At 41.2% G+C, this 19809-nt stretch carries 14 protein-coding genes; 7 read left to right on the top strand and 7 right to left on the bottom strand.

Translation table 11 applies throughout. The annotated features are described in order from the left end of the window. Positions 1–380: 380 nt before the first annotated feature. Positions 381–1379, top strand: a complete 999-nt coding sequence (locus tag CWB85_RS06525) for an alpha/beta fold hydrolase (RefSeq protein WP_138554449.1) — start codon at positions 381–383, stop codon at positions 1377–1379. A gap of 5 nt (positions 1380–1384) precedes the next feature. Then, positions 1385–2302, top strand: a complete 918-nt coding sequence (locus tag CWB85_RS06520; protein ID WP_029215997.1) for a LysR family transcriptional regulator — start codon at positions 1385–1387, stop codon at positions 2300–2302. An 83-nt stretch (positions 2303–2385) separates the two neighbouring features. On the opposite strand, the gene CWB85_RS06515 is transcribed toward CWB85_RS06520, so the two are convergent. After that, positions 2386–2814 carry a PACE efflux transporter gene (locus tag CWB85_RS06515; protein WP_016706966.1) on the bottom strand — a complete coding sequence of 143 codons (429 nt, stop codon included), beginning with the start codon at positions 2812–2814 and terminating at the stop codon, positions 2386–2388. Positions 2815–2904: 90 nt separating this feature from the next. Here CWB85_RS06515 and CWB85_RS06510 point away from each other — a divergent pair, with 90 nt between their 5' ends. Beyond that, positions 2905–3786, top strand: coding sequence for a LysR family transcriptional regulator (locus tag CWB85_RS06510; RefSeq protein WP_016706967.1), 882 nt, complete (start codon positions 2905–2907; stop codon positions 3784–3786). 59 nt (positions 3787–3845) lie between these two features. Here the strand turns inward: CWB85_RS06510 and CWB85_RS06505 are convergent, their stop codons facing one another. The 5 genes from CWB85_RS06505 to exaC form a co-directional block, all read right to left on the bottom strand. After that, the gene (locus CWB85_RS06505) at positions 3846–4043 is read right to left on the bottom strand and encodes a CPXCG motif-containing cysteine-rich protein (RefSeq protein ID WP_016706968.1); all 198 of its coding nucleotides are present in this window, start codon (positions 4041–4043) and stop codon (positions 3846–3848) included. Positions 4044–4088: 45 nt separating this feature from the next. Further along, entirely contained in the window at positions 4089–4748 is a 660-nt protein-coding gene (locus CWB85_RS06500; protein WP_138554448.1) for an NADPH-dependent FMN reductase, read from the bottom strand. A 100-nt stretch (positions 4749–4848) separates the two neighbouring features. Further along, positions 4849–6345: a S41 family peptidase gene (locus CWB85_RS06495; RefSeq protein WP_138554447.1), complete on the bottom strand. Its 1497-nt coding sequence runs from the start codon at positions 6343–6345 to the stop codon at positions 4849–4851. 60 nt (positions 6346–6405) lie between these two features. Continuing rightward, positions 6406–6726 carry a hypothetical protein gene (locus tag CWB85_RS06490; RefSeq protein ID WP_138554446.1) on the bottom strand — a complete coding sequence of 107 codons (321 nt, stop codon included), beginning with the start codon at positions 6724–6726 and terminating at the stop codon, positions 6406–6408. 250 nt (positions 6727–6976) lie between these two features. Continuing rightward, complete coding sequence (exaC, locus tag CWB85_RS06485) at positions 6977–8497, bottom strand: acetaldehyde dehydrogenase ExaC (protein ID WP_138554445.1); 1521 nt, start codon at positions 8495–8497, stop codon at positions 6977–6979. Positions 8498–8653: 156 nt separating this feature from the next. On the opposite strand from exaC, the gene CWB85_RS06480 reads away from it, so the two are divergent. The 3 genes from CWB85_RS06480 (at position 8654) to CWB85_RS06470 (ending at position 13802) form a co-directional block, all read left to right on the top strand. After that, positions 8654–9559 (top strand): AraC family transcriptional regulator, encoded by a 906-nt coding sequence (locus CWB85_RS06480; RefSeq protein ID WP_138554444.1) that lies wholly within the window; start codon positions 8654–8656, stop codon positions 9557–9559. Between the two features lie 305 nt (positions 9560–9864). Beyond that, positions 9865–11247 (top strand): Na+/H+ antiporter NhaC family protein, encoded by a 1383-nt coding sequence (locus CWB85_RS06475; protein WP_138554443.1) that lies wholly within the window; start codon positions 9865–9867, stop codon positions 11245–11247. A 374-nt stretch (positions 11248–11621) separates the two neighbouring features. Then, positions 11622–13802 (top strand): OsmC domain/YcaO domain-containing protein, encoded by a 2181-nt coding sequence (locus CWB85_RS06470; RefSeq protein ID WP_138554442.1) that lies wholly within the window; start codon positions 11622–11624, stop codon positions 13800–13802. Between the two features lie 57 nt (positions 13803–13859). Here the strand turns inward: CWB85_RS06470 and CWB85_RS06465 are convergent, their stop codons facing one another. Beyond that, on the bottom strand, positions 13860–14264 hold the full coding sequence (locus tag CWB85_RS06465; RefSeq protein WP_138554441.1) for a DUF1801 domain-containing protein: 405 nt from the start codon (positions 14262–14264) through the stop codon (positions 13860–13862). A gap of 204 nt (positions 14265–14468) precedes the next feature. Between CWB85_RS06465 and CWB85_RS22950 the strand changes: the two genes are divergently transcribed. Beyond that, positions 14469–19805 carry a S8 family serine peptidase gene (locus tag CWB85_RS22950; protein ID WP_138554440.1) on the top strand — a complete coding sequence of 1779 codons (5337 nt, stop codon included), beginning with the start codon at positions 14469–14471 and terminating at the stop codon, positions 19803–19805. Positions 19806–19809 lie beyond the last annotated feature (4 nt).

Raw genomic sequence — 19809 nt, 5'->3', positions numbered from 1 at the left:
ATAATCAACTCATAAAAAAAATGCCGCAACTTCGAGTCATTTTTTGTTTATCCTGCTTGCTATACTAATACCAATCGACTTAAATATTTAACCATTCTAGCGGGCTAAATAAAGCGCTAACTGCGTTATAAATTTTTCATGTACGACTGCATGGATGCAGGAGGTAGAGCAATGCAGGAGCAATTGCCGAGAACAACTACATGTCAAAATTTATGCCTTGTTATCACTGTATTTATCTGTCGCTATAAATGGTCAGTAACTTAACACGATTGGTATAACTCTTTTATGAATAAGTAACTTTTCAAGGTTAATGATATTACAAAATAAAAAACTATCGTGCTAAGCTAACAGCTGATAATGGCTATTAAAGGAGTATAACAATGAAGCAAGTGCTGATATTACTGTACATCATATTTTTTACATCAAGTGTATTCGCAACCCCCCAAAAAACACCCGCTTATGATGCGGTGCTGAGCAATTATAGCTATGACTTTGACGTTGAATACTTTAATTTTTCATCTCAGGGCCAACAACTTAAAATGGCTTACAGCTACCTACCTGCCAAAGGCGATAAACCGGTTGTAACTTTACTTCACGGAAAAAACTTTAATGGCCATTACTGGACAACAACTGCAAACTACCTGCAAGAACAAGGCTATGGCGTACTCATACCAGACCAAATTGGCTTTGGTAAATCGTCAAAACCTACAAATTATCAATATTCTTTTGCCTCACTAGCTTCACACACCCACGCCTTAATGGCTTCTTTAAAGATTGAAAAATCAATTGTATTAGGCCATTCAATGGGTGGTATGCTGGCAAGTCGCTTTGCATTAATGTACCCAAGTGCCACGACAAAATTGATTCTGCTTAACCCCATCGGGCTTGAAAACTACCTTGATTATGTGGATTACAAAGACACTGACTTTTTCTATAAAAGTGAGCTTGCAAAAACACCCGCAGGAGTGAAAAAGTATCAGCAAAAAAATTACTATGACGGTAACTGGAATAGCCAATTCGAAGCACTGACACACTTTATAACAGGGCAAATTCAAGGCCCAGATAAAGAACAAGTTGCATGGGTAAACGCTAAAACCTATGACATGATTTTTACCCAGCCAGTTATCACCGAGTTTAGCAACTTCACTATGCCTGTGAAGCTTATAATTGGTACGCGCGACAGAACAGGCCCTGGCCGTAACTGGAAAAAGCAAGGTGTTGATTATGAACTTGGCCGTTACGATAAACTCGGTAAATCAGCGGCAGCATTGATACCCAACGCACAATTATTTGAGCTAGAAGACTTAGGTCATTTACCGCATATAGAAGACTTTGAACGCTTTAAAGCCGTATTTTCAAAAGCGTTAGAAACTAAATAGTGCCTGTGGATATAAAAAGGCTAAAAAGCTTTGTTAGTGTCGCTAAGCATAAAAGCTTTTCACAAGCGGCAAACGAACTACATACGGTACAGCCTGCTATTAGTCGCCATATATCAGCATTAGAGGCTGAGCTTGGCGTTAGTTTGTTTAATCGCAACTCTCGTGATGTGGCAATAACACAAGCAGGTGAACAGCTTTTAAAAGATGCGAGCGCAATTTTGGCACTTGCTGAGCAAGCTAAAACACACGCACAACTGGCACACAACGGGCAAATAGGCACGCTTAATATCGGCTATTTAGGGCCTGCCTGTTTATCGTTTATGGCCAGTTTGGTCAGACGCTATAAATTACAGTTTCCAAAAGTACATGTCACATTATTTGAAATGACAGCAACCGAACAGATTGACGCACTGAATAATGAACGAATAGATGTTGCATTCTCGCGAGAGCTACCGACCTCGATTAATACTCAATATTCCAGTCATAATATCTATATTGATAAGCTCGTTGCTATTGTTAATCAAAGTCACAAATTTGCAGGTAAAAAAGCAATCAATTTAGCGCAGCTGAAAACTGAGCAATTTATTATTTTTAACCGTGATGAAGCATTGGGCTTATTTGACGAAACAATTACGCTGTGTAAACAAGCGGGGTTTTCTCCCAACCTTGTCAGCCGCCCGCGACACATGCAAACACTCTTAACTGAGGTAGCCGCAGGATTAGGCGTCGCTATTGCCCCTTACTGTGTGAGCAAACTATACAATGCAGGCTGTCATTTTCTTGCCTTAAACAATGTAACCACGCAGATACCGTTACAAATCCAATATAAGCATAATCACCCCAGTGCAACAGTAAATGCGTTTGTCGAAATTGCCTTGAATGCACAAAGTGACATACAACAAAGTATGACTAAACACCTCTAAACAGATCAAAGCAATATCGAAATACAGCGATGCGTTTACATAGAAACACTCATTAATTGCCTAACGAGTGCCAAAGCAGTTAACTACACAAGTTCATGCTTACAAAAGCATTTTTGGTAAGGTTGATAGCGGTCATATAGCCAATTAAATATCAATGTATACACCAGAATAAACACTAAAAAGCCTGCTTCTAAGATTGTCGCGGCTAACCAAGTTATATCTAAATACCACGCCAATGCAGGCAATGTAATTATTACCATTCCCAGTTCAAAACCTATTGCATGAGCAATACGTGTCGCTAACCCTCTTTCTATGCGATTAAAGCCCGCTAACTTGTCGAATATAATGTTGTAAATGTAATTCCACAGCATCGCAAATAACGATAAGCCAATGCCAACAATTGTCATTTTTCCCGCATCAAAGTCGCCAACCATAACCGACGTGGGTATAACAATTGAAAGTGCGATTACCTCAAAAAGCAGCGCCTGAAAAATCCGTTCAATAGTACTCATTATTAAAAAATGCCTGTATATAGTGACTTGGCCGCTATTTTCATCCATTATTTAGATATTAAGTAGTTATATAGCATCTATAAAAACGATATGTTTAGCATCGAACAACTTCACGCATTTGTCACCACCGTCGAAACCGGATCGTTTTCGGCAGCCGCTCGTCGTTTAAATAAAGCCCAGTCAGTCGTGAGCCAACATATCATTAACTTAGAAATAGACTGTAACGCCACTTTATTTGAACGCGCTGGGCGTTACCCACAACTCACCGAGGCAGGTAAAAAACTACTACCGCAGGCAATGGCACTGATCAATCAACATCAACGGTTAGTAAACTCAGCCTTAGCATTAAATGACCAAACACCACGTGAAATCACCATTGCGCTTGACGAAGGGATCCCATTTAAAATCATCGCCAATACCATTACAGAGTTACGAGAGAAATACCCTAATGTATCGCTTGAATTTTTAAATGCATCCAGTCTCGACATCATCGATATGCTAAAAAGCGAAAAGCCATTAACAGGTATTATTTTTAGTGAATTGAACATTCCTAGTTATTTAGATTACGAATGTTTGGGTGCTGTAAAGTTTGATTTATATGTTGCCAAATCTCACCCTCTCGCAGGGCAGATTTGTAAAAATATGGATGGCTTGCGTTTACACCGGCAACTCCTGATCCGCTCTCGTAATACGCAAACCAGTAGCTTTCAACTAAAAATAAGCCCCGACATTTGGTATGCCGACAATTACTTTGTATTACTTGAACTGGCAATCCAGGGGCATGGTTGGTGTTTATTGCCACACCATGTAGCCGAAAATGCAATACACAGTGGCGAGTTGGTTAAACTACCTCTGGAATTTGAAGAAATGGGCTGGACGGCCAATGTTGATATGTTGCAACATCAACGCCACAGCGGCCAAGAAGTCTTTAAAGTACTCAGGAATTTATTGCGTAGCTTATTATCAATTTAATTGATACTAAGCTACCTAGAGCAAAAACTTACCAGGTTTCGTAAATAGATCGTATTTATTCAAAATCCCTCTTCATCGCTGGTAACAGTAACCGTTAATTCTTCATCCATATTTTCAAAAACCAAAAAGTTAATCGGCTTACAACACACTTGGCAGTCTTCAATGTACTGTTGATCGACATCAGATGGATCAAGCAACACGTCTATACTTTCACCACAATACGGGCATGCTATCGTTGCTTCAGTTAGTTGATTCATTGCTTATACCTCGCGTATTGAGTCACTATGTCCATTACAGCAACATCAAGGTGCATTTCTTTGTGATGGATCTTTATTGAAGCTTTTAACTAACTCATTGGGATCAACTTGCGTTTTAAACTCGCGGGTTGCTTGAGCCCACCAAACCATCTGACTAAACGTACGGCCAAAATAATTAAACCACGATGCCTGCTCTGCCTCTTGTAGCAGCGTCCCATCGGCTGCAAAAACGTCTTGCGCTTTTGGTACATGGATCATTGCCGATACAGGTAAACAACCCAGTTCCGATAAATAAGTTCGCATACCAACCGCCGCACGCATGCCTCCCCACTGCCCTGCCGAATAAGTCACAATGGCGCTTGGTTTATACGAAAACAAAGAACTACCAAAGTGATTTAACAAGTTAGCTAATGCGGGACTCATTGAATGATTATATTCAGGGCTGATCATAATGTAGCCATCTGCTGCGGCAATTTTCTCTGCCAGCTCATTTAGCTTTGTTGGTGCTTTACCCTGCGGATAAGAGAAGTGTGGCTTAAATACAGTATCAAGTGGGTATTCCAGCGCATCTATCAGTTCTATTTGATGATCTGGATATTGGCTGTTAAGACATGCTAAACACGCTAGTGCAACACGCTCACCTAAGCGAGCAGGTCTCGGTGGTGTGCTGTCACGTACAGTGCCTAAAAAAACTAAAAATTTCATAACTTACAACTCCATCTGTTGTTTGGGTATCGCACAAAAAATGCCCGTGTTTTTCACTCACTTAAAGTAACATCCAAACTCTTTAATATAAAAACATTTATTACAAGATGTTTATTATTTGCTCAAGTAAAGCGTCGGTTGTCCACTCAAGTCCGTAATATGGAATATCGGGCTGGTAAAAATAGCCTTCTCCTCGAGGCCTATCTACGTACACTTTATTAGGAATAATCACTTTACTCAACCCTGATGGGGTATCAACAAGCCTGACGTCCATATACATTGAGTCTGCACTACTTGGCGCACCAAATAACACAGTATTCGAAAAAAGCTTAAAGGTATCAATAGCATCAAGACAAGCGCTAGCACACTGCCCAGGTACTATCACCATAGCTTTGTTTTTAAAATCACTGTCTGTAACCTCTCCTGCACTTTGCTCAGCAGGCAGGTTTTGCTCTACATAAAAAGGCATGCCTTTATCTAACGATACTTGCATACCTGCTGAGACTTCTTTAACCATTTCATACATTTCAGGCTGATCTTTTAGTACTACCTTCAACACCTCAACGTGCTGAGTATTATCTTTTGAGGCTCGCCACCACACTTGGGTTTTTGCGCTTGCTTGTTCTTTTCGATAACTCACAATTTGTTGCCCCCATAACTGCTCTGCGACTTTTACATTCCAATAAGATGAACCACCTTGGTTATGGCGCAAATCAAGTATCACGGCTTTAGCAGTCAATAACTGCGCACGTTGTGTAGCTAAATCAGCAAACAGTTGTTTATAGTCAGCCTTTTGTTGCTCATTAGGCGCAAATGTGGGCATGGCTACCCAAGCAATATCTTTAGTTGGCCAATGTAGACCGACGGCGAGTTCATCCCCATTATACGCGTTCATTAAATGTTGACGGACGCTTTTAGGGCGTTCAACCCACTGTAATTTAACGCTATAAGTGCTGCCATTGGCTTTTGTAAAGTCACAGCTTTTAAGTTGGGGTAAAAATGGATTGCCGTCATCAATAAGTAACCGCCGGCCTTGATTCCACCAATGACCGGGTTGCTCAACCTGACCATGAAAAGTAAAAAGGGTTTGCCGCATTAATGGCTCAATTGGCGTATTATTACAGCGTATTACTTTATCGCCTTTAGTAATTTGACTATGCTCGCTGTAATACACTTTTAAGCCATCACCTCGCCAAACAGCCGAAAACCCGGGCCATCGCCTTGGTTGTTTTAGTTGTTCTGGTAAAATAGCTACGGCTCCGGCATGACCATCTTGTAAGACAGTACTAAAACGCGCAATTGCTGCAGCATACCCTTGAGCATTCGTAACCTGCTTTGCAAGCGCAAGACCTTGGCGCTTTGCGCTCTCAAGTAGCTTAGGAAAATCAGGGTTCTGACTATCAAACATACCGGGGTGGTTTTCAACTGATTGTTGATAAGCCGCTTCAACATCACGCTCAGCTGTTACTTGCCATTGCGCTGCTGTAGTGGGTAGGTTCTCTAAAGAGCTTACATTATCTTGTGCGTAAACATTTGCTGTCAAAAGAGGTGTACCAATAACGAACACCTTTGCATACGACTTAATTATATGTCTCATATAAATCCTTTTTTATTATAATCTAACTCACTGATACCAAAGTAAATAGAAATGCAGTTATTAATTACTAACCTTACTTTTATACTCAGCTTTAAAGTTACTTATTTCTTTCTCACAGTATTGAGCCGCAATTTTATATAATTCTCTAAACTCTTTTTGTTCATTTTTATTAGTCCCTAATTCAACAGTTAGGTTCTCGATTACACTCGTGAGCAAAGTCAATTCATCGTACTCTGAATCATTAATGTTATTACTGGGAATATTCCTTAAACACTCCGAAACTTCCAGAAATAAATTAACTTCATTTTTCACTGCAATATCGTTATTAGATTGTGCAGAAAAACAAATGAGCAAAATAAAGAATAATATGCCTACTTTCATGTGAATTCCCTACACTGCATACCAGTATGTAGTGTCTTCGGTTTAATTTATTTTTATTAATCAACAAACCATAACTGAGTTGCTGTTTGGATTCAATCAGTTACTTCGAGTTCAGGTCAGTAACGTATGCTAATAGTGTTTCGACGTAATCCCTCTAGGCGAGTATTCCCTGCCTTTTGAAAAGCAAAAGCGTAGCCAGTGGCCACGCTTTGCATTACTCAATTAAATTACAGCTTCGCTTAAATCTTGTTTAAAAAAAGCCGAGTGGATCTTCGCTGTAGCTAACCAGCAGGTTTTTAGTTTGCTGATAGTGATCGAGAGCGAGTTTATGAGTTTCACGACCGATACCTGATTTTTTATAGCCGCCAAATGCAGCATGGGCTGGGTACATATGATAACAGTTAGTCCACACTCGGCCCGCTTCTATCTTACGGCCAAAGTGATACGCGCGGTTCATATTGCGGCTCCACACGCCAGCACCTAAACCAAACTCAGAGCTATTTGCAAGTTCAAGTGCTTCTGCTTCATCTTTAAAAGTCGACATGGAAATAACTGGACCAAAAATCTCTTCTTGGAACACCCGCATATCGTTAGTGCCTTTTAACAGTGTTGGTTGAATATAGTAACCACCATTTAACTCATCACTTAACTGCTCGACATTGCCACCGGTGAGCACTTGCGCTCCTTCTTTTTTACCAATTTCAATGTAACTAAGAATTTTATCAAATTGCGCTTGTGATGCCTGTGCGCCCACCATAGTTTCACTATCAAGCGGATTACCGCGTTTAATTTGTAAAGTACGCGCTAATATCCGCTCAATAAACTGCTCATAAATGTCTTCTTGAATAAATAAGCGCGACGGGCAAGTACAAACTTCGCCTTGGTTAAAATAGGCAAGCACCGCACCTTCAATGGCTTTACTTAAAAATGAATCATCTTTGTCCATAACATCGTTAAAGAATATATTAGGAGATTTCCCCCCAAGTTCAACAGTAGAAGGAATAATATTATCAGCCGCACATTTTAAAATATGCGAGCCAACGGGTGTTGAGCCAGTAAAGGCAATTTTTGCAATACGAGTACTGGTTGCCAGTGCTTCACCAGCTTCTTTACCAAAGCCATTCACAACATTTAAAACCCCAGCAGGAAGCAAATCGCCGATGATTTCCATTAACACTAAAATAGAGGCAGGTGTTTGCTCTGCTGGTTTTAATACCACACAGTTACCAGCGGCAAGGGCTGGCGCGAGTTTCCAAGCGGCCATTAGAATAGGGAAATTCCACGGAATAATTTGCCCAACAACACCTAACGGCTCATGGAAATGATAAGCAACTGTGGTCTCATCTATCTCACCTATTGTCCCTTCTTGGGCGCGAATACAGCCAGCAAAGTAACGAAAGTGATCTGCTGCTAATGGAATATCCGCCGCTAAAGTTTCGCGAATGGCTTTACCGTTATCCCAAGTTTCAGCCACAGCGAGTAACTCAAGGTTTTGCTCAATGCGATCCGCAATTTTTAATAAAATATTGCTGCGCTCAGTGACTGAAGTTGTGCCCCATGCTGTTTTTGCTGCGTGTGCTTTATCAAGCGCAAGTTCAATATCTGCTTTGTCTGAGCGTGGTATTTTACAAAATACTTTACCGTTAACTGGGCTTATATTATCAAAGTATTGCCCGTTTACAGGCTCAAGCCATTGCCCACCAATATAATTACCATACTGAGATTTAAAATTTATAAGCGCGCCATCGCTGCCTGGGTTTGCATAAATCATTGTGTGTGTCCTATGTTCAAGTTGTTGTTAAGTTCAAGCGGGAACTTATTGGTTATTTATCCGCCATTAATTGACATTAGCGCATAACAGGCATACAAACATGCTTATCGGTCCAAAAAACGTGTCTATGTGTCCAGACCTAAAAAAGGAAATACTATGGCAGCCTATCTAGCAACAAAAAACCTCAAAAAGCAGCGCCAAGCGGTTGATGTACTTATTGAAAATAAAGTGACTTTTGCTGCAGAAAATGCCGAACTCAGTATTTACGACACCTATCAGGATGCACAAAAAGTAGCACTACACTCCAGCGAGCTCTTGTTTTGCGGCATGATCAGCGGTAAAAAAATCATGCACGTAGGCGACTGTGACTATCACAAAGAGTTTTTGCCGCAACAATCGTTTGTCTTAGCGCCAGAGCAAAGTGTGTTGATTGACTTTCCAGAAGCATCAATTAAGCAACCAACCACCTGTTTAGCGATTGAAATAAGCCGTGATAAAGTTAGCCAAGTGGCTGATGCACTTAACATGCAGCAACACATAAGCGATGATGATTTTTTTCACTATATTCCTAAACTTGTGCATGGTGTGCATAATCAACAAACCCAGCAACTACTGGAGCGTATGGTGGGTTTATTTAGTGAAAACGAGCAAGATCGTCCCTATTTAATTGAGCTGTCAATTAATGAGTTAATTACTCGCCTTTTGCAGCAGCAAAGCCGTGATTTAATGCTCGCAAATTGCCAAACCCCCGTTATTAACTCTGCTTTTAGCTATGTAGTTAATCACATAGCAGACAACCTCAATCAACCTCTTGATATTGACATATTATGCAAAATAGCCTGCATGAGCCGCAGTAAGTTTTATCAACAATTTAAACTCGCATTTGGATTAAGCCCCGCGGCATATCAACAACAACTGCGACTGAAAAAAGCACGCAAATTGCTACAATCGGGCCTGCAAGTGAGTCAAATTTGTTATCAGCTAGGCTTTAGCAACCCCAGTCACTTTAGCCGCTTGTTTAAACAAATGTTTGGTGCTCCTCCCAAGCACTACAAGCATTAATATTCAGATAATAAGAATTTTTAGCTAATTTAAAAATTTTTATTGACTCAAACGCAATTGCAGATTATTTTCCCGTCGATGTTTTTATCGGCATAACAATAGCGGCATGCATCCCCTGCACCGTCTGGCGCCAAGCCAACGCACTTCACTGTGTCGCATTGTGCTAAACCCACCGCGAAACCCAACAGTGACTTCTGCGTGCAAAAGCAGTGACTTGGAATATCAGCCCTTGGGCTAACATTCTTTGTTTTTGTTAAGTAGCTTGAGCGAATCACTCAAGTACTTTTTATGTTGTGAATACTTAAATGCTTGAACCTTCTGCGTTAAGTCTTGTGCCGCCGATTGTAGTGGTGGTATTGGCGATCGTACTACGTCGCCCAATTTTATCTTTGCTGATCGGTGCCTTAGTGGGCCTGGCTATGCTTAACCCTGTTGAAATGCTAAGCAATTTTGCCGCGGCTTCACTAAAAGTGATGGTCGATGAAACAATTGGCTGGTTAATACTTGTGTGTGGTGGTTTTGGTGCGCTAATAGCATTATTAGTGCGCACTGGCGGCGCCTCTGCATTTGGTAGTTTTGCACTGCGCTTTTGTAAAGGGCCTCGTTCGTCATTACTCATGACCTACGTACTGGGTATCGTTATATTTATCGACGATTACCTCAATGCGCTCACCGTAGGTGAAACCATGAAGCGCATTACCGATAAATTTAAAATCAGTCGTGAAATGCTCGCTTATGTGGTCGACTCTACCGCGGCACCAATTTGTGTATTAGTCCCTTTATCAACTTGGGCAGTATTTTTTGGCGGCTTATTGGTTGATAACAATATCGCAGGTGAAGGACAAGGTATTGCCGTGTATATGCAAGCCATTCCCTACATGTTGTATGCTTGGTTTGCAGTACTGATTGTGCCATTAGTGGTATTTGGGGTGATCCCATTATTTGGGCCGATGAAAAAAGCCCAACTACAAGCAATGCAGGAGCAGCCACAAGTTGACCCTGCACAATACAACGAAGTGCAAACTGCTGATGAATACGCAGTAAAAGCGGTAGAAGAAAGCTTTGAAAGTGCAGATAGCCACGGCAAATTGTATAACTTTTTACTGCCTATTTTTTTACTCGTTGCGTTTACGGTGTATTTTGAAATCGACGTATACAAAGGGTTATTAGCCACATTTGCCGTGACAATCCCTTTTTATATGCTGCAAAAGCTCATGCCTTTTGCTGAAATGATCGAAAAAATGCTGGATGGCTTTAAAAGCATGCTACCTGCCATTGGCACAGTGATCGCCGCATTTATTTTTAAAGATGTGTGCGATCAACTATTGCTACCGCAGTTTGTGATTGAGTCACTTAGCCCATTTATGACCGCAGGCTATTTACCTGCAGTGGTATTTTTGGCAATGGCTATTTTAGCGTTTGCAACGGGTTCAAGCTGGGGAATTTTTGCGGTAACTATTCCTATTGTAATGCCACTTGCCATCGCGGTTGATGCAAATATACCACTGGTGATTGGTGCACTCTTATCAGCATCATCATTTGGTAGCCAAGCATGCTTTTACTCAGACTCAACGGTCCTTGCAGCCCAAGGCTCAGGCTGTAATTTAATGAGCCACGCAATTACTCAATTGCCGTATACACTCATTGCAGCTGCCTGCGCGTTTGTTGGATTTTTAGTGATAGCTTAGGCCGATAGCTTCAAGAGGAATGTTGGCAAGGTTAAAAAAAACAAAGTTAGCCTTATCTAGCGCGGGTAATAAATACCCGCGCTATTTTTTATGAAGGAAACAATCGAATTCTAATAGCGAGGCTAAAAATTTAGTGATAGCTTCAATCTGGTTAAAAGCTTACGAGTAAAACTCAAAACACTAACAACTTAATCCTTTCACCTTGCCTACTTTCTCATCGCAAGCTTTGCTGTTTTAAAAATTAACCCGACTATTACTTGTATGTACTCCCCTAAAAAGCGGATAATTGCAGCTAAATGAAAATACACTGACTAAGTCTAGCGCAAACACCTGCAAGCCTAGCTTATTAGTGCGCACTAAGGTGGACCAACTCAATGGAAATTAAAGTTAATTTTCTCGATAATCTTAGGTTAGAAGCTAAGTTTGACGATTTCTCAGTCATTGCGGATCAACCAATCCGTTATAAAGGCGATGGCTCTGCGCCGAGTCCTTTTGACTATTTTTTAGCATCGTCGGCTTTATGTGCTGCGTACTTTATAAAAGTGTATTGTAATGCCCGTGATATCTCGACCGATGGCATTCGTGTTGCGCAAAACAACATTGTTGATCCGGAAGATCGTTACAACCAAATTTTCCAAATTCAAGTTGAACTGCCTGAAAGCATTTCTGAAAAAGACCGTACCGGTATCTTGCGCTCGGTTGACCGCTGTACCGTTAAGCGTGTTATTCAAACTGTGCCTGAGTTTAAAATTGATGCAGTAGAAAGCCTCGATAACGATGCACAAGCCATGTTAATGGCAAAGCCAGAAGGTAGCGAAAGCACCTTTATCCTAGGTAAAGATTTACCCCTTGAGCAAACTATTGCTGATATGACCGCGATTTTAGCCGACTTAGGCATGAAAATTGAAATTTCATCGTGGCGTAATATAGTACCAAATGTATGGTCACTGCATATTCGTGATGCGGCCTCTCCTATGTGTTTTACCAATGGAAAAGGTGCCACTAAAGAAAGCGCATTATGCTCTGCCCTTGGCGAATTTATCGAGCGTTTAAACTGTAACTTTTTCTACAATGATCAATTCCTTGGTGAAGAAATTGCCAACAGTGAGTTTGTGCATTACCCAAATGAAAAATGGTTTAAGCTCACCGATGACGATTCACTGCCTGAAGGTATTTTAGACGACTACACGCTAAGCATTTATAACCCTGAAGATGAGCTGTGTGGCTCACATCTTATCGACACTAATTCAGGCAATGTTGAGCGCGGTATTTGCTCTATCCCGTATGTGCGTCACTCTGATGGCGAAACCGTGTATTTTCCGTCAAACTTGATTGAAAACTTATTTTTAAGTAACGGCATGAGTGCAGGTAATAACTTTGCTGAGGCAAAAGTACAATGTTTGTCTGAAATTTTTGAGCGTGCCGTTAAGCGCCAAATTATCGAGCAAGAAATTGTCTTACCCGATGTGCCTGACTCGGTACTTGCTAAATACCCTGGCATTGTTGCCGGTATTAAAGGGCTAGAAGAGCAAGGCTTTCCAGTTGTAGTAAAAGACGCCTCGTTAGGTGGTCAATTCCCGGTGATGTGCGTTACCTTAATGAACCCAAAAACCGGTGGTGTGTTTGCTTCATTTGGTGCGCACCCAAGCTTTGAAGTAGCCCTTGAACGCAGCTTAACAGAGCTTTTACAAGGTCGCAGCTTTGAAGGGTTAAATGACGTACCAAAGCCAACCTTTAACAGTATGGCTGTGTCTGAGCCTGAGAACTTTGTTGAACACTTTATTGATTCAACGGGTAAAATTTCATGGCGTTTCTTTAGTGCTAAACACGATTATGACTTTGTTGAGTGGGATTTTTCAGGTACTAATGAAGAAGAAACCGCAAGCTTGTTCGGTATTTTAAAAGACTTAGGGAAAGAAGCCTACATTGCTGAGTTTTCAGATATTGGCACCGCTTGTCGTATTTTAGTACCTGACTATTCAGAAGTGTACCCTGTCGAAGACTTAATTTGGGATAACACCAACAAAGCCCTAAAATACCGTGCAGACATTTTAAATCTGCACAGTTTAGATGAAGATCAACTGGCAGATTTAGTAGAGCGCTTAGAAGACAGCCAGCTTGATAACTACATCGATATCATCACCTTAATTGGTGTTGAGTTTGACGAAAATACAGTTTGGGGCCAGCTAACGATTCTTGAGCTTAAATTGCTTATCTATTTAGCACTGGGTGATTTAGAAGCCACAATGGAACTGGTTGAAACCTTTTTACAGTTTAACGACAACACCGTTGAACGCGGGTTATTTTATCAAGCAATGCACGCCACACTCGAAGTGGCACTGAGCGAAGACTTAGAAATTGAAGACTATATTCATAGCTTCACTCGCATGTTTGGTCAAGAAGTCATGGATGCTGTGGTAGGTTCAATCAATGGCGATGTATTGTTCTACGGTTTAACACCGACCAATATGCAACTTGAAGGGTTAGAGCGTCATCAGCGCTTAATTGATAGCTACAAAAAACTACACGCCGCACGCGCAGCAAGCGCTAAATAACAGTGTGAGCGCGAGATAAACTCGCGCCTGCATTCGCTATTAAAACTCTATATAAATTTAAGCACCGAGCATTGGCAGGTGCTTTATTTTTTTGTAGCGCAAAGCCAGCGACAAACAATGCGCAAGCGCTGTTATCGGTAATGCGTGCTGTAACTCAAACACCAAAGCACGATTACCTTGATAGACAAAGGTGTCACCATACAACTCTTTAAATGTCTCCACCAGCGTAGTGTTACAGTTAAAGTAAATACAAAATTGCTGCGGTGCTTTATCTTTATAATCAAACCTGATTGTGGAACCAGTTTTTGAAATATAACTTGGCTCACCCCATTTCAGTGTTTCTTCAAGTTCAGTAATACCCTGCTCTTTCGCGACCTGAAAAATCAACGTTCTTACTTCATCCAATATCACAGCAACCGCTGCTGGGTAAGTGGTGAATTTTTGTTTTACCCGTTTATCCATTAATAAGTATCCTTCGTAGCCAGAGCAAACACCAATCGAAACAAATGTATCATTATGTATCATTTGTTATCACACTGATGCCAGATTGAAAACTTTTAGTGATAATAACGTCGCTGGAATATTCATCAAATACATAACCACGCTTCATCAACAGATTATTTTTTGAATTATTTCATAGCATCCTTTTATCATTTTGGAGTTTCTATGTTTAACAAAACTAAAATTGCCGTAGTCGTTACGAGCGCACTTTATGCTGCCTCAGCTGCAACTGCGAGTGATGTTAATAACAATAATGAGCAGTGGGCAGCCCCTACAAGTCAAACTGAAATTAAAGCGCAACCTGAATTAAACTGGCCAAATAAACTCAATCAACAAGTAAAAAAACAAAACACGATTTTTAAAGCCGAAAAAGATATCACAGGAACACATACCTATATAGTACAATTGGAAGACGCCCCTATCACCTCTTATGACGGTGGTATAGCAGGTCATACAGCGACTAAAAGCCTTGTACAAGCAGCCCGCTCTTCAAATCGCCCACTGGACTTAAATCAAACAGCGCTGGCTCAATACCAAACCTATTTACAACAGCAACAAACAACTGTGCTTAATAACGCGCAAAAGCTACAAGGTTTAAGTGTTCAATCTGAGCGCTCTTTTACCGTGGCACTCAATGGTTTTACAACTCGAATGACCCAAGAGCAAGCACAGCAGCTTGCTAAAGTTCCTGGCGTAAAACATATTAAGCGCTCAGAACTAAAACAGTTACAAACGTTTAATACGATTGAAGAAACAGGGGCACATGACGTATGGGCTATGCCAGCATCTGGCACAGGTAAAAACTTAGGTGAAGGAATAGTTGTAGGTATCATTGACACAGGTATTAATACCGATCACCCTTCATTTTCTGCCGTTGGAGGTGACGGTTATCAGCACATCAATCCGCTCGGTGCTGACAATTATTTGGGGGACTGCCAAGCTAACGCTTCGTTATGTAATAGCAAACTCATTGGCGTATACTCTTACCCTGAAATCACCTCAACTTACTCAGATCCAGTTTATGAAGAGTCTCGTCCAGAAAATGGGGAGGATTACCATAGTCATGGTTCACACGTTGCAGGTACTTCAGCAGGTAATATTCTATATAACCAAAAATACTTGCTCACGGAAGCTGTAACACAAAGTAATGGTATTCCAACTAATTTAGAATTTGAGCAAGTGTCTGGAATGGCTCCACACGCTAACCTAATTTCCTACCAAGCATGTTTTGCTGGTAGTGCGGGTGATCCATACTCTGGTTGTCCTGAAACTGCAATCATATCTGCCATTGAGCAAGCAGCAATAGATAATGTAGATGTGATCAACTTTTCAATTGGTGGTCTAGAGCAAGACCCGTGGACAGATCCAATCGAGCAAGCTTTCTTCAACGCAGCAAAGAGCGGGATATTCATTGCAGCAGCAGCTGGTAACAACGGCCCTGAAATAATGAGTGCTGATCACTCTTCTCCTTGGTTAACGACTGTAGCAGCAAGTACACCTAGTAGCCGTATAGCTTATGCTGATAAATCTTTAACCAACATGACAGGTGGAGATACGGCTGCTCCATCTGATATTAGCGGACGTTCAATCACCTTTGATGAGTTAACAGGATTAGTCGTTAATGCTGCTGACTTTGACAATCCAAATGAAACAATTAAGCCTTGGGTCGCTAACTGTGATAAAGAATACCCAGAAGGTACATTTGATTTTCCTGATGATCCAGCCACTCCAGAGATTGACGAGTCTGAGCAAGCTGTAATTGTAGTCTGTAAACGTAGCTCTAATCCATTGTATTACAAAGGTGTTAACGTTGCTAAAGGGGGAGCTGAAGGATTAATAATCTATAATCAATCAAGTTTTTATGACTCCGCAGCTTTACCAGATGTCCCGCACCCAATCCCGGCGATACACATCAAAAACACAGACGCCCAAGACATACTTACTTGGCTCTCAACAGGTGATAGTCATATTGCCACTATCACACCAACGGCTGCAGAAATCGAAGACGTTGATGGCCATAACCTTGCTTATTTTTCAAGCCAAGGGCCTTCATACTTTGGCCTAAACACCTTATTTGTCGACATTGCCGCACCAGGAGTCGATATCTACGCGCCTGGTTCAACCGATCAACCCTTCACTGCGAACCCTGGGACTGCCGAATGGATGATGATGTCAGGTACTTCAATGGCAAGCCCGCATGTTGCAGGTGCCGCAGCGCTATTAAAGCAGTCTCACCCAGATTGGTCGCCACTTGAAATCCAATCAGCATTATTAATGACTGCCAGCAATGATCTGTATTCGTCTAAATTCTTAGCTAGTTTTGAGTCGAGTGGCTATAACTCATCAATGGGTGAATCTGGTGCAGGTAGAATGCATGTTGATCTTGCTGATAAAGTGGGCCTTGTGCTTGATGAAAGCATGGAAAACATGAAAGAAGCTAATCCAAATCTAGGCGGCTTTGTTGAAAACTTAAATACGGCTTATATGGTTAACACTGACTGTGTTGATGAATGTAAGTGGATACGTACTTTTAAAGCTACTGAAGATGGTAGCTGGGCAGTAACAACTGACGCCTTTACTGATGGATTTGAAATTGAGGTTACGCCAAGCGAATTTACCGTTAAAAAGGGAGAAACCGTTTCTCTAATAGTAACGGCAAAAACTATTCGCGCACCAGGTATCACTGGCCAAGTTGATTATATCGGTAATCAAGGGCAGCTTGTACTCACGCCAGAAAAGGCTGAATCACCAAAACTTGAATTACCTGTTTGGACTTACAATGGCGATACGGGTCTTCCTGACTTTGTCACGATTGAAGCACATCGTACATCAGGTGTAGAAACAATTGGCCCTATGATAACAGGTGATATAACTGATTTTGCAAGCAAGAGTTATGGTTTTCAAAAAGCTGATATCGCTACAAAAGTTTTACCAAAAGATTCAACTGAAAATGATCCGTTTGATAATCTAGATGAAGTATTAGTTACATTCAGTACAGTACCAGAGAATACGCCGCTTATCATTTCCCAAATAATTGGTGATGATACTCAACGTAAACTTATTTTTATGGGACAAGACAGTAATGGTGATGGCATTCCTTCATGGGATGAAATACTTTGTATGTCCACAGCTTACACTGTAACAAACACCTGTGCGATCCACGATCCAGAGGAAGGTCAATATTGGACATTAGTCTCAAATGTGTATAATTCTGATCCTCGTGAAGTGAGCGTTGCTAGTGCCGTTTTAAGCACTGATGCAGGTAACATCACAGTAAGTGCGCCAGAGAAAGTATCAGGTTATCAAGATTACACCATAGACGTTGGTTACAGCATTCCAGAGATGGAAATAGGCGAAATCTACTTTGGCGGCATAGATATTGGCTCAAACCCTAGTGACATAGGAAATGTTGGCTTTATCCCATTAATCTTGTCGCAAATTGACGAAGATGTCAGCTTCACAGCCAGTAAAAATAAAGCAAAAGTGGGTGATATCGTTGATTTCAATGTTAAAGTGATTGCCAATAATACTGAACATGCTCGAAACTTTGCACTTGATCTAGCGCTACCACAAGGTATTGAGTTAATAGCAGAATCAGTAATTGCATCACATTCAACACCGGGTGAAGTGCTAGTAAATGATCAAACATGGCATGTAGAAGGAACGCAAGAATCAACCAAAGATGTTGACCGTAACTATAAAATTACCACCAATATCACAGATGAAATGTGTTCTTTACGTGTGGCAGGGTCACCGACTCCAGGCTATCTAGATCTACGTCAATATGGCTGGCGTACACTTGTAGAAGTTGAAGGTACGTACTCAAACAGCTTTGAATTTTCATTACAGGAACTAATGAATACAGAGCAAGATGTCAGCTTCCCGTTCTTTAACCTTGAGAACTATACATCATTAAAAATAAGCCCTGCAGGCGCTATCTATTGGAGCTCTCGTCGTCTGCCATCAGCGCATACACCGTTTCCTACAGGCTCAAGTATTCCTACACCGGAACACATGATTGCACCATACTGGGTTGGCGATAACACATTAACTCGTTTTGATGCTCTATCAGGCCAATATGACCTCAATGCAGGTGTTACACCTAGTTATACCAGTGATCGTGAGTGGCTAGTACTTGAATGGGATAATGTAGAGCGCCGTAATACTGATGGCCAATCTGTCGACTTTGAAGTGTTCTTACGTACCAACATCAATTATGAGCCTGGCGAATACGAAATGATGTTTGCCTACGACAACCTTAGCATGGCAGATGAAAAAGGCAGTATCGGCTTTAAGTCATACGCAGGGCGCACTGTCATTAACGGTTCACCTGTTGAGCATTACTACGGTGACGGTATTGCATTTAATGATTTAACAGACGTATTAAATGACGAACTCGTAGTATGTATGGATTATACAGGTCCTGAAGAGTCACAATTCAATGTAGCATTCCAAGGATATGTCACTCAAGCTGCTGCAGGTCAAACAACCACTATAGAACTCAAAAATGGTCTAGAGGGTGCTGAACAAGAAACCTTAACAGTGGAACTAGAAGTAGCTGGTAATATTGAACTGCTACCAGTTGCCGATATGGAAACTGATGCAGGCCAACCAGTCAGCTTTACTGTAAATTACACAGACAAAAATAAAGTAAGCAACCTAATAGAGATTGAAGGTGAGCACATTACTTATGAGGTCTCTGGTAATGAAACTGGCAGTACAGTGACTATCACTCCAGATATTGGGGCGGTAGGCGAACTTGATCTTATTCTGCATGTACGTGATAGCGTTGCTACAGGCGATGTAGCAAGCCAGCCATTCGTACTTTCAGTGAATAAGGTAAACACAGCTCCTACCGTAATAGTTCAAGCTGAAAACTCGTTCTTAGGTGAAGTTGTAATCCTTGATGCAAGCAGATCAACCGATACCCATGATGAATTAAGCTTCAGCTGGACACAGGTTTCTGGTCCGAGTGTAACCTTAAGTAATTCTGATCAAGCAATAGCAAATTTCAGTGCAACGGAACTAGGTGAATATGTATTCAATGTAACCGTAACTGATGGCACCTTTACCGTTGCCAAAGAGCTAAAACTCACCGTTGTTGAAAAAGAGCAGCCACCGGTTGAAATCGAAAATACAGCACCTGTGATCATCGCTAAAGGAACCAATACCACAGTTGGTAACTTTGTGACGCTCGATGCAAGTCAATCAAAAGATGCTGAATCTGATGAATTAACTTACAACTGGGAACAAACAACAGGCAATACTGTAACGCTTGCGAATAGCAATACAGCAATCGCCACATTCAATGCGACACAAGCTGGTGAGTATCAATTTATCGTCACTGTCAGTGATGGTGAATTACAAAGCCAACAAAGTGTCACTGTAATGGTGGATGAAGCCGTTGAACCTGAAGAAGACAAAGATTCAGGCTCAAGCTCTGGTTTGCTACTTATGTTACTGGCCATTCCAGCCGTACTACGTCGTAAATTTAACAAGTAAGCTT

The sequence above is a fragment of the Pseudoalteromonas sp. S1727 genome, assembly GCF_005886375.1.
GTDB classification, from domain to species: domain Bacteria; phylum Pseudomonadota; class Gammaproteobacteria; order Enterobacterales; family Alteromonadaceae; genus Pseudoalteromonas; species Pseudoalteromonas haloplanktis.
The sequence above is the reverse complement of the archived record's forward strand: the minus strand, read 5'-3'. Positions and strand labels throughout refer to the sequence as shown.

Excerpts from the sequence above, each read along its gene's own strand:
- exaC (WP_138554445.1), bottom strand. The coding sequence starts at position 8,497 with ATGATTTATGCAAACCCAGGCAGCGATGGCGCGCTTATAAATTTTAAA.
- CWB85_RS06475 (WP_138554443.1), top strand. The coding sequence starts at position 9,865 with ATGCTTGAACCTTCTGCGTTAAGTCTTGTGCCGCCGATTGTAGTGGTG.
- CWB85_RS06500 (WP_138554448.1), bottom strand. The coding sequence starts at position 4,748 with ATGAAATTTTTAGTTTTTTTAGGCACTGTACGTGACAGCACACCACCG.
- CWB85_RS22950 (WP_138554440.1), top strand. The coding sequence starts at position 14,469 with ATGTTTAACAAAACTAAAATTGCCGTAGTCGTTACGAGCGCACTTTAT.
- CWB85_RS06465 (WP_138554441.1), bottom strand. The coding sequence starts at position 14,264 with ATGGATAAACGGGTAAAACAAAAATTCACCACTTACCCAGCAGCGGTT.
- CWB85_RS06490 (WP_138554446.1), bottom strand. The coding sequence starts at position 6,726 with ATGAAAGTAGGCATATTATTCTTTATTTTGCTCATTTGTTTTTCTGCA.
- CWB85_RS06515 (WP_016706966.1), bottom strand. The coding sequence starts at position 2,814 with ATGAGTACTATTGAACGGATTTTTCAGGCGCTGCTTTTTGAGGTAATC.
- CWB85_RS06525 (WP_138554449.1), top strand. The coding sequence starts at position 381 with ATGAAGCAAGTGCTGATATTACTGTACATCATATTTTTTACATCAAGT.
- CWB85_RS06505 (WP_016706968.1), bottom strand. The coding sequence starts at position 4,043 with ATGAATCAACTAACTGAAGCAACGATAGCATGCCCGTATTGTGGTGAA.
- CWB85_RS06480 (WP_138554444.1), top strand. The coding sequence starts at position 8,654 with ATGGCAGCCTATCTAGCAACAAAAAACCTCAAAAAGCAGCGCCAAGCG.
- CWB85_RS06495 (WP_138554447.1), bottom strand. The coding sequence starts at position 6,345 with ATGAGACATATAATTAAGTCGTATGCAAAGGTGTTCGTTATTGGTACA.
- CWB85_RS06470 (WP_138554442.1), top strand. The coding sequence starts at position 11,622 with ATGGAAATTAAAGTTAATTTTCTCGATAATCTTAGGTTAGAAGCTAAG.
- CWB85_RS06510 (WP_016706967.1), top strand. The coding sequence starts at position 2,905 with ATGTTTAGCATCGAACAACTTCACGCATTTGTCACCACCGTCGAAACC.